Annotated in this window: 14 protein-coding genes and 1 pseudogene; all 15 read left to right on the top strand. The window is 35.8% G+C overall.

Translation table 11 applies throughout. The features are described from left to right. The first annotated feature begins 15 nt into the window (after positions 1–15). Positions 16–789, top strand: a complete 774-nt coding sequence (phnC, locus tag MKO96_RS16825; RefSeq protein ID WP_087981578.1) for a phosphonate ABC transporter ATP-binding protein — start codon at positions 16–18, stop codon at positions 787–789. Further along, positions 786–1,580 carry a phosphonate ABC transporter, permease protein PhnE gene (gene phnE / locus MKO96_RS16820; protein WP_240588142.1) on the top strand — a complete coding sequence of 265 codons (795 nt, stop codon included), beginning with the start codon at positions 786–788 and terminating at the stop codon, positions 1,578–1,580. The genes phnC and phnE (MKO96_RS16820) overlap by 4 nt, the downstream gene beginning before the upstream one ends. Next, positions 1,580–2,383 (top strand): phosphonate ABC transporter, permease protein PhnE, encoded by an 804-nt coding sequence (phnE, locus tag MKO96_RS16815; protein WP_070169033.1) that lies wholly within the window; start codon positions 1,580–1,582, stop codon positions 2,381–2,383. The genes phnE (MKO96_RS16820) and phnE (MKO96_RS16815) overlap by 1 nt, the downstream gene beginning before the upstream one ends. 86 nt (positions 2,384–2,469) lie before the next feature. Beyond that, positions 2,470–2,951 (top strand): annotated as a pseudogene (locus MKO96_RS16810) (coproporphyrinogen III oxidase). A gap of 223 nt (positions 2,952–3,174) precedes the next feature. Continuing rightward, positions 3,175–5,175, top strand: a complete 2,001-nt coding sequence (gene tkt / locus MKO96_RS16805) for a transketolase (RefSeq protein WP_048562539.1) — start codon at positions 3,175–3,177, stop codon at positions 5,173–5,175. A 156-nt stretch (positions 5,176–5,331) separates the two neighbouring features. Then, complete coding sequence (sirA, locus tag MKO96_RS16800; protein ID WP_240588140.1) at positions 5,332–5,772, top strand: sporulation inhibitor of replication protein SirA; 441 nt, start codon at positions 5,332–5,334, stop codon at positions 5,770–5,772. Between the two features lie 78 nt (positions 5,773–5,850). Beyond that, entirely contained in the window at positions 5,851–6,072 is a 222-nt protein-coding gene (locus MKO96_RS16795; RefSeq protein ID WP_001123315.1) for a YneF family protein, read from the top strand. Between the two features lie 123 nt (positions 6,073–6,195). Beyond that, positions 6,196–7,947: an ABC transporter ATP-binding protein gene (locus tag MKO96_RS16790; protein ID WP_240588139.1), complete on the top strand. Its 1,752-nt coding sequence runs from the start codon at positions 6,196–6,198 to the stop codon at positions 7,945–7,947. Next, positions 7,947–9,710, top strand: a complete 1,764-nt coding sequence (locus tag MKO96_RS16785) for an ABC transporter ATP-binding protein (protein WP_048562542.1) — start codon at positions 7,947–7,949, stop codon at positions 9,708–9,710. The genes MKO96_RS16790 and MKO96_RS16785 overlap by 1 nt, the downstream gene beginning before the upstream one ends. A gap of 132 nt (positions 9,711–9,842) precedes the next feature. Continuing rightward, entirely contained in the window at positions 9,843–10,892 is a 1,050-nt protein-coding gene (locus tag MKO96_RS16780; RefSeq protein WP_087981546.1) for a GH25 family lysozyme, read from the top strand. Between the two features lie 209 nt (positions 10,893–11,101). Further along, positions 11,102–12,121: a nuclease-related domain-containing protein gene (locus MKO96_RS16775; protein ID WP_240588138.1), complete on the top strand. Its 1,020-nt coding sequence runs from the start codon at positions 11,102–11,104 to the stop codon at positions 12,119–12,121. A 69-nt stretch (positions 12,122–12,190) separates the two neighbouring features. Continuing rightward, positions 12,191–12,694, top strand: coding sequence for a hypothetical protein (locus MKO96_RS16770; protein WP_240588162.1), 504 nt, complete (start codon positions 12,191–12,193; stop codon positions 12,692–12,694). A 214-nt stretch (positions 12,695–12,908) separates the two neighbouring features. After that, complete coding sequence (locus MKO96_RS16765; RefSeq protein ID WP_240588161.1) at positions 12,909–14,630, top strand: S-layer homology domain-containing protein; 1,722 nt, start codon at positions 12,909–12,911, stop codon at positions 14,628–14,630. A gap of 240 nt (positions 14,631–14,870) precedes the next feature. Beyond that, positions 14,871–15,017: a BC1881 family protein gene (locus MKO96_RS16760; protein ID WP_240588137.1), complete on the top strand. Its 147-nt coding sequence runs from the start codon at positions 14,871–14,873 to the stop codon at positions 15,015–15,017. Between the two features lie 60 nt (positions 15,018–15,077). Further along, on the top strand, positions 15,078–15,881 hold the full coding sequence (locus MKO96_RS16755) for a sulfite exporter TauE/SafE family protein (RefSeq protein ID WP_240588136.1): 804 nt from the start codon (positions 15,078–15,080) through the stop codon (positions 15,879–15,881). The last annotated feature ends 188 nt before the right edge of the window (positions 15,882–16,069 follow it).

The following is a 16,069-nucleotide window of genomic DNA, read 5'->3' as shown; positions in this document are numbered from 1 at the left end:
AGGTAGGTAAAATGTGTGATAGAATTTCGAAATGTTTCCAAAATGTATCCGAATGGTACAAAAGGATTGAATAATATAAACTTGAACATTCAAAAAGGTGAGTTTGTTGTAATGGTAGGGCTGTCGGGGGCTGGAAAGTCTACACTTCTTAGAGCAGTAAATCGTCTTCATGAGATTACAGAAGGAGAAATCTTGATTGAAGGTGAGTCTATTACTGCTGCGAAAGGAAAAGAATTACGACGCATGCGCCGGGATATTGGTATGATTTTTCAAAGTTTTAACCTTGTAAAGCGATCAACGGTATTGAAGAATGTATTAGCTGGGCGTGTTGGATACCATTCGACTTTTCGTACAACGTTAGGTCTATTTCCAAAAGAAGATTTGGAGCTTGCCTTTCAATCGTTAAAAAGGGTGAATATTTTAGAAAAAGCATATGCGCGAGCGGATGAATTATCAGGAGGACAACAGCAACGTGTATCGATTGCTAGAGCGTTGGCGCAAGAAGCAAAAATCATATTGGCAGATGAACCTGTTGCGTCGTTAGACCCGCTAACAACGAAGCAAGTATTAGATGATTTGAAAAAAATTAATGAAGATTTTGGGATTACAACAATTGTAAACTTACATTCTATTGATTTAGCTAGGCAATATGCGACACGCATTATTGGATTACATGCAGGCGAAATTGTTTTTGATGGTTCAGTAGAAGAGGCAACGGATGAAAAATTTGCTGAAATTTATGGAGACGTAGCGCAGAAAAGTGAATTATTAGAGGTGGCAGTTAAATGAATGATGTGACGATATATTCGAAATCGATACCGAAGCCGCCGAGTAAGTTGAAACATATGTTAACGGTTATTCTAGTTATTTTACTGTTGTGGGGAAGTAGTGTACAGGTCGACGCATCATTTTCAAAACTAGTAGTTGGTTTTCCTAATATGATGGATTTATTAAAAGAGATGGTGCCACCAGATTGGAGTTATTTTCAAGTTATTACAACAGCGATGTTAGATACAATACGTATGGCGATTATTGGGACGACTTTAGGAGCGATTTTAGCTATTCCACTGGCGCTATTTGCGGCAAGTAATGTGTTTACTAGTGCATTTTTGTACGGCCCAGCTCGATTGATTTTAAATTTTATCCGAACGATACCAGATTTATTATTAGCGGCAATTTTCGTAGCTATTTTTGGAATAGGACCACTTCCAGGTATTTTGGCTCTTACTTTTTTCTCAATTGGGCTCGTGGCGAAATTGTTGTATGAGTCAATGGAATCGATTGATCCAGGTCCATTAGAGGCGATGACAGCGGTAGGAGCAAATAAAGTGCAATGGATTGTGTATGGGGTAATTCCGCAAGTGAAAGCACATTTTGTCTCCTATGTTCTTTATACATTTGAGGTGAACGTACGTGCAGCAGCTGTTTTAGGTTTAGTAGGAGCGGGTGGTATTGGGTTGTATTATGACCGTACACTTGGATTTTTACAATATCAACAAACTGCATCTATTATTATTTATACCCTTGTTGTTGTATTGTTAATTGATTATGTAAGTACATTGTTGCGGGAGAAATTATAATGAGTAAAACGACAATAATTGTACCAAAACCGAAGAAACCGAGTGTGTATCGCTGGTTTATTTTTATAGCACTTGCATTTGTTTATGTATGGGCTTTTTCAGGAGTCCCGCTAGAGGGAATAAAGGATACGGCAGGAGAAATTACGAAAGCAATTATGACAGGTGTATTGAATCCAGATTGGTCGTATGTATCTTTGCCAGATGGTGAAGATTTATTACATGGTTTGATTGATACGTTGGCAATTGCGATATTAGGTACATTTATTTCTGCCTTTTTATCTGTTCCATTCGCTTTTTGGGCGGCAACGAATATGAGCAGTGGAAAATTAACTTCAGGAACTGGGAAATTTGTACTTAGTTTTGTTCGTACATTTCCGGAATTAGTTATGGCACTTTTATTTATAAAAGCTGTTGGACCAGGCTCTTTTGCCGGAGTTCTAGCTTTAGGATTACACTCTATCGGAATGTTAGGGAAATTATATTCAGAAGGAATTGAAAATATAGATAAAGGACCGACGGAAGCGTTAATAGCTACAGGTGCGAATCGCTTCCAAATACTTTGGTATGCAGTATTACCACAAGTATTACCGGATTTTCTATCGTATACGTTATACAGGTTCGAAATTAATGTACGATCCGCTGCCATTTTAGGTGTTATTGGAGCAGGTGGGATTGGCACGCCTCTAATTTTTGCACTGAGTTCACGCAATTGGTCTCGTGTGGGGATTATTTTATTAGGCATCATTTTAATGGTCATTATCATTGACTTTATTTCAAGTTCGATAAGGAAGAAAATCGTATAAGTTATTTTAGAAGCACCTACAAAAGGTGCTTTTTTATATAATAAGAATAATGAATGTGGACATTATGGGATAACAGGGGGGATATTTTGGCTTTACAACATGAGTTTGTATTTGTTTCAAATGAAAAAAAGGATTGGATTTTAAAGGTATAGATTGGATTGAACTTTGTTTTTTATACAAAGAAGAGGCAACGATAGATGAGTGTGTTGTATTAAGTGATGAGCTAATCGTATATCTACTAGATTTCATCCATTGGATTCCAGTCTATTATCCAGCGAAAAGAGCAGAAGGGTTTGGAATTCATTATTATGGTATTACAAAAATTGAGCAACAAGGAGCAGTGATAGCAGAACAGTTATTTTGTTTGCTAGTTAATATGTTTTCTCTAGCGCCAGAAACAATCGAACTGACAGGGCAGTTTCAATGGGAAAATGATAATAATACTGATGGAGAATATGAAAGGTACGTATTTGATCGAGATGAATTATGCCAAGATTTAAATTCTTTTATTCGTTTGCTTTGCAGAGTGAAAAATGGGGAAGGATATATTTTGCATTATGGAATTTGAAAATGATGAATAAATATACAGATAATTCCCTTTCTTTTTAAAATAAAAATAATGAAAAAGTATGTCATATTGAATACCCATACATTCCCGAAATCATTGATTTTTTTATGAAAAACCAAAAAAATATCAACATATTTGTCGATACATGTTGTATAATCTTGCGTGGGAAGCTATCATATAAATGTATAAAACGTTTACTAATATAAGCGAAGGGAAGAATAGCATGTCACATTCAATCGAACAACTTTCTATCAACACGATTCGCACATTATCCATCGATGCGATTGAAAAAGCAAACTCTGGTCACCCAGGAATGCCAATGGGTGCAGCACCAATGGCTTATACATTATGGACTCAATTTATGAAACACAATCCAAATAACCCAACGTGGTTTAACCGTGATCGTTTCGTATTATCTGCAGGTCATGGTTCAATGTTACTATACAGCCTACTTCACCTATCTGGTTATGATCTAACAATGGATGACTTAAAGAACTTCCGTCAATGGGGAAGCAAAACTCCAGGACATCCTGAGTACGGTCATACAGCAGGTGTAGACGCAACTACTGGTCCACTAGGACAAGGTATTGCAACTGCTGTAGGTATGGCAATGGCTGAAAGACATTTAGCGGCTAAATATAACCGTGATGCGTATAATGTAGTAGATCATCATACATACGCTATTTGTGGTGATGGAGATTTAATGGAAGGCGTTTCTGCTGAAGCATCTTCATTAGCTGCTCATTTACAATTAGGTCGTCTAGTTGTGCTTTATGATTCAAACGATATTTCATTAGATGGCGATTTAAATCGTTCATTCTCTGAAAGTGTAGAAGATCGTTACAAAGCATACGGATGGCAAGTAATCCGTGTTGAGGATGGAAACGATATTGAAGCTATCGCGAAAGCAATCGAAGAAGCGAAAGCTGACGAAAAACGCCCAACGCTAATTGAAGTAAGAACGACAATTGGTTTCGGTTCTCCAAACAAATCAGGAAAATCAGCTTCACATGGTTCTCCACTTGGTGTAGACGAAACAAAATTAACGAAAGAAGCATATGCTTGGACTGCTGAGCAAGACTTCCATGTAGCAGAAGAAGTATATGACAACTTCCGTAAAACGGTACAAGATGTTGGTGAAACTGCGCAAGCAGCGTGGAACACGATGCTAGGTGAATATGCACAAGCATACCCAGAATTAGCAAATGAATTGCAAGCGGCAATGAATGGTCTTCTTCCAGAAGGTTGGGAGCAAAACTTACCAACTTATGAATTAGGATCAAAAGCAGCAACTCGTAATTCTTCAGGTGCCGTAATTAATGCAATTGCAGAGTCTGTACCATCATTCTTCGGTGGATCTGCTGACCTTGCTGGTTCTAACAAAACATACATGAATAACGAAAAAGACTTTACAAGAGATGATTACAGCGGTAAAAACATTTGGTACGGTGTACGTGAGTTTGCAATGGGTGCAGCAATGAACGGTATTGCACTACATGGCGGTTTAAAAACTTACGGTGGTACGTTCTTCGTATTCTCTGATTACTTACGTCCAGCAATTCGTCTTGCAGCATTAATGCAATTGCCAGTAACGTATGTATTCACACACGATAGTATCGCTGTTGGTGAAGACGGTCCAACACATGAACCAGTCGAGCAGTTAGCAGCGCTTCGTGCAATGCCAAATGTATCTGTTATTCGTCCAGCTGATGGTAACGAATCTGTTGCAGCTTGGAGACTAGCTCTAGAATCTACAAACAAACCAACTGCTTTAGTATTAACTCGTCAAGACCTTCCAACATTAGAAGGTGCAAAAGACGATACGTATGAAAAAGTAGCAAAAGGTGCATATGTAGTTTCTGCAAGCAAGAAAGAAACGGCTGATGTAATCCTACTTGCAACTGGATCTGAAGTAAGTCTAGCTATTGAAGCACAAAAAGTTCTAGCAGTAGACGGCGTTGACGCAGCTGTTGTCAGCATGCCATCTATGGATCGCTTTGAAGCTCAAACTGCTGAGTACAAAGAATCTGTATTACCAAAAGCAGTAACAAAACGTTTCGCAATCGAAATGGGTGCTACATTCGGATGGCACCGTTACGTAGGTCTTGACGGAGATGTGTTAGGTATCGATACATTCGGTGCTTCTGCTCCTGGTGAGAAGATTATGGAAGAGTATGGATTTACTGTAGAGAACGTTGTTCGTAAAGTAAAAGAAATGCTTTAATGATTTTAGAAAAATCTCTCCGGCATGGAGAGGTTTTTCTATGTAAATGAGTTTTTTCGACAGAAAAAGTTTTTTATCTCTCCGCAGTCAGACAATCATTGCAAAGTTTCTTCTATATAATGAAGGGAAAAGGTTGTCCAGATTGGGAGGCAAAAGATGAAAACGTATGAATTGTATTTAATTCAAGAGGATATTGCGAAAGCTTACTTTGGTCGTGAATATTTGTTTTTTGATTTATTTTCTCGATTTTCAGAATCTGTTTCCCTTTCGGAGAAAAAAGTGTTATATAAACAAATGATGTATATAACGAGGCCATTACAAGTAATGAAAATTCATCATAAATTAGAACAAGCTTTGCGGGTTCTTGGTAAATATGATCGAACACACCATACACATACACTTTATACAGGAGCGGAATACGGCGAAATAATGGTGAAACCGAACTATATTCGCATGAATACCTCTGGAAATGTTTCTATGGAAACGACTTTCTTTGAGGTGTTGAGAAAGTGTGAATTAACATTTTTAGCTATGGATTATGAAAATACAAAGTACGGATGGCTGAACCCTCTAAAACAAGTACGAACATATGTGTAAAAAATGTCGAATTGTATCTTGTCTTATTGAAAAGGTTTTAGTACACTGTAAGGTAGACAACATGAAGGAGGAAAATATATGCCGATTTGGTTAGGTATTCTAGTGGGCGTAGTAGCACTAGTAGCAGGCGTGGCGTTAGGATTTTTCATTGCCCGCAAATACATGATGAACTACTTAGAAAAAAATCCACCAATTAATGAACAAATGTTAAAAATGATGATGATGCAAATGGGACAAAAACCTTCCCAAAAGAAAATCAATCAAATGATGAGCGCGATGAATAAGCAACAAACGAAATAAGCGCTAAAAGACACTCGCTAAGAGTGTCTTTTCTTTTTGTTAGTTATGTAGTTTAAAACTTTTAAAAATTCAGTATTTTTGGTAAACTGAAAACATCGCTCATTTTAAGAGAGGAGGATAAAAATGAAGGTATTTATTAATTTAGCGTGGTTTTTTAAACAAGAAAAACGAGCGTACATAATCGGAATTATTATGTTATTTGGTGTCGCGCTTCTTGAACTTGTAGCTCCGAAAGTACTAGGTATTGTAGTAGATGAAATTAATAATGGAACATTAACATCTGAAAAATTGTTGAAGTGGGTTATTCTGTTAGTAGTTGTAGGGATTACTATGTACATATTACGTTATTTATGGCGTATTATGATTTTTGGATCTTCGTTAAAACTAGCCCGTCAATTACGAAAGAATTTATATGAACATTTTACAAAGATGAGCCCATCTTTCTATCAATCACGTCGTACGGGTGATTTGATGGCGCATGCGACTAATGATATTCAGGCGATTCAACAAACTGCTGGATCGGGCGTTTTAACACTTGTTGACTCATTAGCGGTTGGGGGATGTGTACTCGTAGCGATGGGTTTTACAATTAGTTGGAAGTTAACATTGTTAAGTTTAATTCCAATGCCGGTTGTAGCGATTTCGACAAATTATTATGGAACGTTATTACATAAAAGGTTTCATAAAGCGCAGCAATCGTTTTCAGAAATCAATGATAAAGTGCAAGAGAGTATGAGTGGGATGAAGGTAATTCGATCACTTGGACAAGAGAAAGAAGATTTACAAGCATTTCGAAAAAAATCAGAAGATGTTGTACATAAAAATATGTTAGTCGCACGTATTGATTCGTTGTTTGATCCGACAATCTCTCTTATCGTTGGATTTTCTTTTTTAATTGCAGTGTGTTACGGATCAGTATTAGTTGTGAGGGGTGAATTAACTGTAGGTGATCTCGTTACATTTACAACGTATTTAGGTACACTCGTTTGGCCAATGTTAGCCTTTGGATGGTTGTTCAACATTATGGAGCGTGGGCGTGCTTCGTATGACCGTGTAGAAAAAATTCTCTCGCAAACATCAGATGTAGTAAATAGAGAAGATGCTGTACATAAAGTAGCAAGCGGTGATGTTACATTTGCGGTCGATTCATTTTCATATAAGAAAAATGAACTGTTACAGCTAATAGATGTTCACTTTGATTTGAAGAAGGGTGAAACACTAGGAGTTGTCGGACGTACAGGAGCAGGGAAAACGACTTTATTAAAATGTTTAATCCGGGAGTATGATCATTTTAATGGTGAATTAAAAGTTGGGGAGCGGGATATTCGCGATGTAACACTTTACGGTGTCCGCTCTGCCATTTCATACGTGCCGCAAGATCATTTTTTATTTTCAGCGAGTATTGGGGAGAATATTGCCTTCGGAAAGGCGGATGCTACATATAATGAAATAACCCGCGCTGCAGAGATTGCTTGTATTCATAATGACATCCTCCAATTTTCAGAAGGGTATGAAACGGTAGTAGGAGAAAGAGGCGTTTCGTTATCTGGAGGCCAAAAACAGAGAATCTCTATTGCACGTGCTTTATTAACGAATGCGGAAATTTTAATTTTAGATGATTGTTTATCAGCGGTAGATGCAAAAACAGAAGAAACGATTTTAAATGCATTAAAGAGGGAAAGAGCAGGAAAAACAACGATTATTACTGCACATCGTTTAAGTGCAATTCAACATGCCAATCTTATACTTGTTGTGGATGAAGGCAGAATTGTGCAACGAGGTATACATGAACAATTAATGAAAGAAAACGGTTGGTATAAAGAAATGTACGAGAGCCAGCAGTTAGAAGCATTAGTCGAGAAAGGAGGCGTATGATGACCGGGAAGAAGCGAAGTGATTTAAGTAGATTACTTTCTTATATGAAGCCATATAAAAGGTTGCTATCTTTAGCATTTATCTTTTTAGTTGGTGCAACTGTAACTGAAATGATGGGTCCTTTTTTAATTAAACAATTTCTTGATGAACATTTAGTACCACGTAACTTTGATCAATCAGCACTTGTTACTCTATTTGTAGTGTATCTTATTGCTCACTTATTAAAAGTATTATTTACTTATTTAGACTTATTGTATTTTCAAAATATTGCTTTTAAAATTGTTCAAGATATGCGTGTTGAAGTATATGATCATGTTCAAAAGCTGTCATTAAGTTTCTTTGATCGTACGCCGATTGGTACGCTCGTATCGCGCATAACGAATGATACGGAAGCAATTAAAGATTTTTATGTCAGTGTATTATCCACATTTGTCAAAAACGTAGTCTTTTTAATAGGTATTTTAGTAGCAATGTTTTTATTAAATGTAAAACTAGCTCTGTTTTCTCTCGTATTAATTCCGATAATGTTTGCAATTATGGTGCTATATCGCCGGAAGAGTGCAGCCTTTTATTTAGAAGTACGTAATCAATTAAGCGTGTTAAATGCAAAGTTGAATGAGTCCATTCAAGGAATGAATATTGTTCAAGTGTTCAGGCAAGAAAAGCGTATGAGAAAAGAGTTTGAAGAAGTAAATAATAAACATTATAGTGCAGGGCGGCGGACGTTAAAATTAGACGCGTTACTTTTACGTCCAGCAACTGATTTAGTTCATATTGTGGCTATTGCGTTAGTACTTGGTTTATTTGGAATTGATGCTTTGAAGAGTCCTGTTGAAGTAGGTGTCTTATATGCGTTTGTTAATTATATACATCGTTTCTTCCAGCCTGTAAATGAGATGATGATGAAATTATCATTTTTCCAACAGGCACTTGTTTCATCATCACGTGTATTTCATTTAATGGATGAGAAAGATTTAGCTCCAGTTCAAAAAGGGGATGGAAATCCTCAAGTTGTTAATGGAGAAATTGAATTTAAAAATGTTACTTTTTCGTATGATGGAAAACGTGATGTTTTAAAAAATGTATCTTTTCACGTGAAACAAGGGCAAACGGTTGCTTTTGTTGGGCACACTGGTAGCGGAAAAAGTACCATTATGAATTTGTTAATGCGATTTTATAATATTAAGTCCGGAAATATTGTAATAGATGGTGTGGATTTAGAGAAATTTGAAGAACGAGAAATTAGAAAGAAAATAGGACTCGTATTGCAAGATGCATTTTTATTTGCGGGAAATGTAAAACAAAATATTCGTATGTACAATGAAGAAATTACGGATGAAGAAGTAAAAGAAGCGGCACAATTTGTGCAAGCGAATACGTTTATTGAAAAATTACCAGAGCAGTATGAAACAGAAGTAGTAGAAAGAGGAGCTGCATTTTCTAGTGGTCAACGCCAATTAATTGCTTTTGCTAGAACGATAGCAACGAATCCGAAAGTATTAGTATTAGATGAAGCAACAGCTAATATTGATACAGAAACAGAAGATGCGATCCAAACAGCATTACAGCAAATGCGAAAAGGGAGAACGACTATAGCAATTGCACACAGATTATCTACAATTCAAGATGCAGATCAAATTTTTGTTATGCATGATGGAGAAATAGTAGAAAGAGGAACACATCAAGAATTACTGAGTGAGCAAGGGTTGTATTACAATATGTATTTACTACAAAATAAAGGGATTTTACAAAAGGCCTTGTAATTACAAGGCCTTTTTACTTTGTTTATAAAATATGTTTGCTCTCAATGTCTATAGTATAAACGTCGTGACCCTTTATTAAAGTTGTACATATTGTATGTATACGAAATGAAAAAAATTGATAGGAGCTTTTATATGCAAGATAGATCTAGTTCAAATATTACGTTTATCGATGTGTCTCATTGGGAAGGTAACATTGATTGGAATGCAGTGAAGGGATCGGGTATTTCAGCGGCGTATGCAAAAGCGACAGAAGGTGTGAATAATCTTGATCCTACTTTGGTCCAAAATGTACAAGCAGCGCGAAATGCAAATGTATTAATCGGTGCATATCATTTTGCACATCCAGAACTAAATGATGCAATTTCAGAAGCGAAACATTTTGTGAACATATTACAAAACAATCAGACAGACTTAATGCCAGTTTTAGATTTAGAATCACCGATAGATTCGAGTAATAGTAATTTAACTGGTACTGCTATATCTAATTGGGCAAGAAGTTTCATAAATTATGTGAAACAGGCTACTGGAAAAGATGTTATGTTATATACAGGAGTTTGGTATATTAATGAGTTTGGAATTAACGGGTTAAGTGATATTCCACTTTGGATTTCTAAATACTCTAGTACGCCGCCTGCTGATGCTGGTGGATGGACAGAGTGGACAGCATGGCAATACACAGATTCTGGTCAAATTTCAGGTGTAGTAGGAAATTGTGACGTATCAGCAGCGGTTTCATTAGAAGCTTTGCAAGGAAATGGAACAAATGGTGGTGGAAATGTTTCCCCGCCTAGTACTGCTATTGCAGTCTACGGCGTTGCTGTAATTAAAGGCGATAATGTAAATTTACGGAGTGGACCATCTTTACAATCTAGTGTAATCCGCCAGCTAAATAGAGGAGAATCGTATGAAGTTTTGAACGAACAAGGTAGTTGGCTTGCTTTAGGTGGAAACGAATGGATATACTATGATCCAAGTTACATTCAGTATAAACATTATGTGGCGACTATTACTGGTGATAATGTGAATCTGCGGGATGCTCCATCATTAACTGGAAATGTTATAAGACAGTTACATCATGGTGAGGCTTATAGAGTATGGTGTAAGCAAGATGGATGGCTTGGTTTAGGTGGAAATGGTTGGATATACTATGATCCAAGTTATATTCAGTATGGTGTACAATAAAATGCACGTAAAAGGTATCTCGCCTGAGATGCCTTTTACTCTGCTATTTGAGGGCAACCTGAAACGATCGGTAGGGCATGGGGAAAATGGCTTATTAAAGTCTCGTTTCATTAAAAATATGTAATGTTTACAAAGTGTATATTGAAAGCATAGTATAATATAATGGATGTTTATAAAAATAAATGAAAATGGACTAAAGGAGTAAAAATATGGATTATGTGCTAATAGGTGTGATTTTATTATTATTAGCTGTAGCATTCGTGCTGTTCTATAAAAATAAACAGCTAGAATCAGAGAGTCAGCAAGTAGAGTTTGAGAAGAAACAAGCAATTGAAACGTATGAAAATGAAATTGCAGCTACGGTTACAGAGCATAAAGAACAACAAAATACATTGAAAAGTATGGAACAGAAGAAATATAATGATTTACAAATAAGTGCAGCTAGAGAACTTGAAAATATGCGTATGATGAAAAATCAATTAGCTGTGCAACATAGTAAAGAACGCAGTGAAGTGCAAGAAAAGCATAGTAACGAAATACATATGTTTCAAAAGTTAATTGCAAATTTGCGAGAGTATACGAAAAATGGAGCTGAAGTGAATACACACGAAACATTACATTATATGAAACGAGGCTTCGTAGAACAAGGCATAATACTAGATAATGAATTTCATATTATGCCGAATGTTTTTATTAGAAATCAGCACGGCGGAAATGATTTTCGAATTCATCATCTTGTTTTAAGTAAAACGGGCATATATCTACTTGAGACGAAAGAATGGACAGGGAAATTAATTCATGGCTTAACGAAAGAAAATGCTAGTATATATTCATTTATGATTGATGAAATTGGCAAGTATCAACAAGAAGTAGAGAAAGAAGAGACGTTTGAATGCATTACAGGTGAAGATTCATTAACGATACAAGTGAAAAATGAAGGGAATCCAGTATATAGAGCGAAGAAACTATCTCATATTCTATACAATTGTTTGAAAGAAATACAAGTTGATATTGTAAAGGAAAACGTAAAACCGATTGTATATTTTTATAATGAAAATGGGAAAGAAGTGCTAGATCTGTCTGAAGAAAAAACACCGAGATTAAAAGATAGAGAGCAAATTGTAACGTTCTTTAGAAATGAGATCTTAACAGGTAAAGTAATATATACAGATCAAGAGTTAGAAAAACTTCGAGAAATTATTAGCCGGATGAATTATATAATGAATTAAGAGGGGGGGGGCTTTTTGAATACTATATTGAGGGGTATTTTGTACATTTATTTTTGTTTGTATATACTAATGTATCTTGCGTTTATTTTTGTAATTGATGCGGTTCATATGTTAGTAAGTGTAAAAAGTATGTTTGTAGTAGTCATGCCATTTGTTTTATTAGTCGTGATTCAAAAGTTCGTCTTACGTAATTCTGTAAATCTTAATACAGAAAAGAAGCAAATGCTACGTGTAATGATAGTAGGGTGTATTCTATTGTTAGTGTGCACAGGGCAATTAAGTATGAATACATACACTTCAAAGTTTAATCAAGATCGGTGGTTACATGCTGAAGAGAAACGGGTACATATGGTAGATGATCTATTACAAAAATATAAATTAATAGGGAAATCAAATGAAGAAATCACAAAATTATTAGGAGCACCTACTGGAACAAGCAATGGAAAAGACGGTGTTATCACTTCGTACTATCTTGGAACTGAACGTGGCTTTATTCCAATAGATAGTGAGCAGCTTGTTTTACAATTTGATAGAGATGGTAGAGTTGTGGAATATAAGGTGCAAAGAGATTAAAGAAACTGGGAGAGAAGCTATATATTATAGCTTCTTTTTTATATTCCAATATAGTAAATGTAGGCAAATAGTAGTCATTCCTATCTATACGAATCGGAATGAGTCTGTTATATTGTAAATGGTTATGTAGTTTAATAGTTTACTAGATGTCCTATATTTTGGTTGAGGAGGGGGAAATTAACACGAATTTAATTATGGCGTGTTAAGTATTATGATGAAAAAAAGATTTTATAATGTTTTAGCTGCATCGATTGTATTTAGCGTGGTAACGATTCCGAATTATTCCTATGCTAATGAGTTGGAAAAAACTGTAGCGATTTCACCTGATGAACAAGCTTTAAAAAGTATTGAAAACCATATGAAAGAGGAAGATGGTCGAGGAGAAGATAAAGGAGTAAAAAATGAAGTGCAAGGCGAATTTCTTGTACATATAGTGAAAGAAGTACCTTTATATGATTCTAGTAATTTTCAACAGGAGACAGGGGTTCACATTTCGAATCAAGTTGTAAAAGCTGAGAAGAGAAAAGGAAACGCTTACTATGTTCGGACTTCATCTGGAACTGGATGGATAGAAAATAGTGAGGGGAATGTAGAGGTTAAAGAAGTTCACCCTTTATTAAGTGAAAAGTTGGTTATTAGTGAAGTAACCTTTACTTACTCTGAACCATTTACTTCATACAAAGAAGAAAATGTATTGGAGCCACAAAATATTCAAGCTATTGGACAGGCTGGAGAATGGTTCCAAGTAAAAATAAATGATGAGATAAAATGGATTTATTCACCTTCAGCAAAATTTGAAGGAACAAAAGCTTCAATTATTCAAGAGGCAACACCAGCACGTACAAAACGTGCAGCAGTTATGTATGCTGCACCAGAAAAAACAACGGATATTTATGGTGTAACTTTAAAAGAAATGATTGTACCGAAAGGAAATGAAAATATCCGTCCTGGTTATGCGATGAAGCCGAAGTATATTACGATTCATGAGACAGATAATTACAGTGTTGGGGCAAATGCTAAAAACCATGCAATATATTTATATAACCAAGCAACTGGAACGGAAGATCGTTCAGCGTCATGGCACTTTACGGTAGACGATAAAGAGATTTATCAACATCTTCCATTAAACGAAAATGCTTGGCATGCTGGAGATGGAGCAGAAGGAACTGGAAATCGAGAATCCATTGCGATTGAAATTGCCGTAAATGAAGATGGTGATTACAATAAAGCTGTTGAAAATGCTCGTAAATTAACAGCTTATTTAATGGGAGAATTACATATTCCTTTAGAAAATGTGAAGAAACATCAATTCTGGAGTGGAAAGAATTGTCCGGCTATTATGATTAAAAATAATGCGTGGGAACCATTCTTACAAGGAACAAAGGTTTATTATGATGCGAACCATAAAGATGATATAACAGGTGGTTGGTACGAAGCAGACATTCGTGAATTAGATAAACGAGGCATTATGATTGGGGATGGGAAAGGTTCTTATTGGCCAGAGCGTCTTGTCACACGTGGCGAATTTGCGAATTTAATTTCAAGATCATTACAGTTACCTGAAGGATCATCGAATTTTAATGATTTAAATACAGCACATTCATCGCTAATAGATGGTATTAATCGTGCAGCAAGTGCCGGGATAATAAGTGGTAGAGGAAATGGGACATTTGCTCCAAATGATACGATTAAACGAGATGAAGCTGTTATCATGATTGACCGTGCACTGCAATATAAAAAAATTAAAGGTAACTTAGTTCCGTTACCATTCTCGGATCAAGATTTAGCATATGATAAACAAGCTGTACAACGTGTTTATGGATTAGGTATTGTAAAAGGGAATGAAAATAATGAATTTATGCCGAAAGGTTCTGCGACGCGTGGAGAATCGGCAGCATTTATTAATAGAATGTTAAAAGTAATTGAAAGTAAATAATGAAAAAGCATTCGCTTTTGCGAGTGCTTTTTTATTTTTCAATACGTTACGGAAGGGAGAGAAAGGTTTTGAGGGGAATAAGGAATGAAAGCGGAGGTGATACATATATATAGATGCATTGGGGTGTTTTTTATCGTACATAAACGGGAAGCCCGATTATAACCCGTGTGGAGTGGACCAAACCTCTACTGATTAAACTTTCACTTTATCATATTGTATAAATGAAGAGGAGGTAAGACGGTGAAATCTATACCGACTGATGTCCTGAGTAAAGAGTTGATGGAAAGAGAAGGTGTTATATCTATTACAGTAAAGGAATTTGAAAAGATAGAAGTAGCTGGAGTAGTAGTCGCTGGTCCTGCGATTATTTTGATTAATCAAGATTAAGTACATAGTATCAATTTTGAAAAGTACGAAAAGCATCCGTCCAGGGTGCTTTTTATTTGTATGCAAGGAGGAATATGGTGGATAATTGGATTACTGGAGGGAGAGTTTGTGGCAATTATTATAACGATGTTAGTAATGGGGGTTTTATTAGGGTTTGTTGGAGCAGGGGGAGCTGGTTTTATTATCGCAATACTCACTTTAGTATTCCACATTCCTATTCATGTTGCACTTGCAACGTCTTTAAGTGCTATGGCATTTACGACATTATCTGGGGTTATAAGTCATTATCGTGAAGGAAATGTTGTATTTACTATAGGTGGGATTGTTGGTGGATGTGGAGCACTTGGTTCTTATATTGGTTCAAAGCTTGGTTCACTTATCCCACCGTATCTTCTTCATTGGTTTACAGCTGGGATGTTATTTTTATCTGCAATTTTTATGTTTATTAAATTAATTAAGTTTCAAAATAGGGAAAAACTACTTTTAGCAGAAATTAAAGATTTTTCGAAAGAAAATATAATGAAATGTATATGTCTTGGATTAGTCACTGGAATGATGGCTGGTTCATTCGGGATTGGTTCTGCACCATTTATTCAACTTGGATTAATGGTTCTATTAGGATTAACGATTCAGCAATCTGTAGGAACAACAATGCTTGTTATATTGCCGATCGCAATTGGAGGTGGGCTAGGATATAGTTCAGAAGGGTATCTAGATTATATATTGTTATTACAAGTATTAATTGGGACGATGTTAGGAGCGTATATCGGGGCGAAGTTTACAAATTATGCACCAAGTATGCTTTTGAAGCTTTCAATGATTATGACACCAGTTGTAGCTGGATGTATGTTGTTGATGGAATGAAAATAATATAGCAAACTAATATGTTTTACGAATGAATTATGTAAGTAATTCATATTTCCCATATAAAAGGATTTGCTTTAAAATAATGAGTGTAAAGTTCGAGTATTCGAAGTACTACTTGAATTATATCCCTATCCCTTTTCTAAAAATGCGAACAAGTTTTGCCCTATTCTATTCAATATTTAATT

This window comes from Bacillus sp. ES1-5 (assembly GCF_022487605.1).
GTDB lineage: Bacteria > Bacillota > Bacilli > Bacillales > Bacillaceae_G > Bacillus_A > Bacillus_A wiedmannii.
This window is presented reverse-complemented; position numbering and strand designations above follow the sequence as displayed.

Excerpts from the sequence above, each read along its gene's own strand:
- MKO96_RS16795 (WP_001123315.1), top strand. The coding sequence starts at position 5,851 with ATGCCGATTTGGTTAGGTATTCTAGTGGGCGTAGTAGCACTAGTAGCA.
- MKO96_RS16765 (WP_240588161.1), top strand. The coding sequence starts at position 12,909 with ATGAAAAAAAGATTTTATAATGTTTTAGCTGCATCGATTGTATTTAGC.
- MKO96_RS16790 (WP_240588139.1), top strand. The coding sequence starts at position 6,196 with ATGAAGGTATTTATTAATTTAGCGTGGTTTTTTAAACAAGAAAAACGA.
- MKO96_RS16770 (WP_240588162.1), top strand. The coding sequence starts at position 12,191 with ATGTATCTTGCGTTTATTTTTGTAATTGATGCGGTTCATATGTTAGTA.
- tkt (WP_048562539.1), top strand. The coding sequence starts at position 3,175 with ATGTCACATTCAATCGAACAACTTTCTATCAACACGATTCGCACATTA.
- phnE (WP_240588142.1), top strand. The coding sequence starts at position 786 with ATGAATGATGTGACGATATATTCGAAATCGATACCGAAGCCGCCGAGT.
- MKO96_RS16775 (WP_240588138.1), top strand. The coding sequence starts at position 11,102 with ATGGATTATGTGCTAATAGGTGTGATTTTATTATTATTAGCTGTAGCA.
- phnE (WP_070169033.1), top strand. The coding sequence starts at position 1,580 with ATGAGTAAAACGACAATAATTGTACCAAAACCGAAGAAACCGAGTGTG.
- MKO96_RS16785 (WP_048562542.1), top strand. The coding sequence starts at position 7,947 with ATGACCGGGAAGAAGCGAAGTGATTTAAGTAGATTACTTTCTTATATG.
- sirA (WP_240588140.1), top strand. The coding sequence starts at position 5,332 with ATGAAAACGTATGAATTGTATTTAATTCAAGAGGATATTGCGAAAGCT.
- MKO96_RS16755 (WP_240588136.1), top strand. The coding sequence starts at position 15,078 with ATGCAAGGAGGAATATGGTGGATAATTGGATTACTGGAGGGAGAGTTT.
- MKO96_RS16780 (WP_087981546.1), top strand. The coding sequence starts at position 9,843 with ATGCAAGATAGATCTAGTTCAAATATTACGTTTATCGATGTGTCTCAT.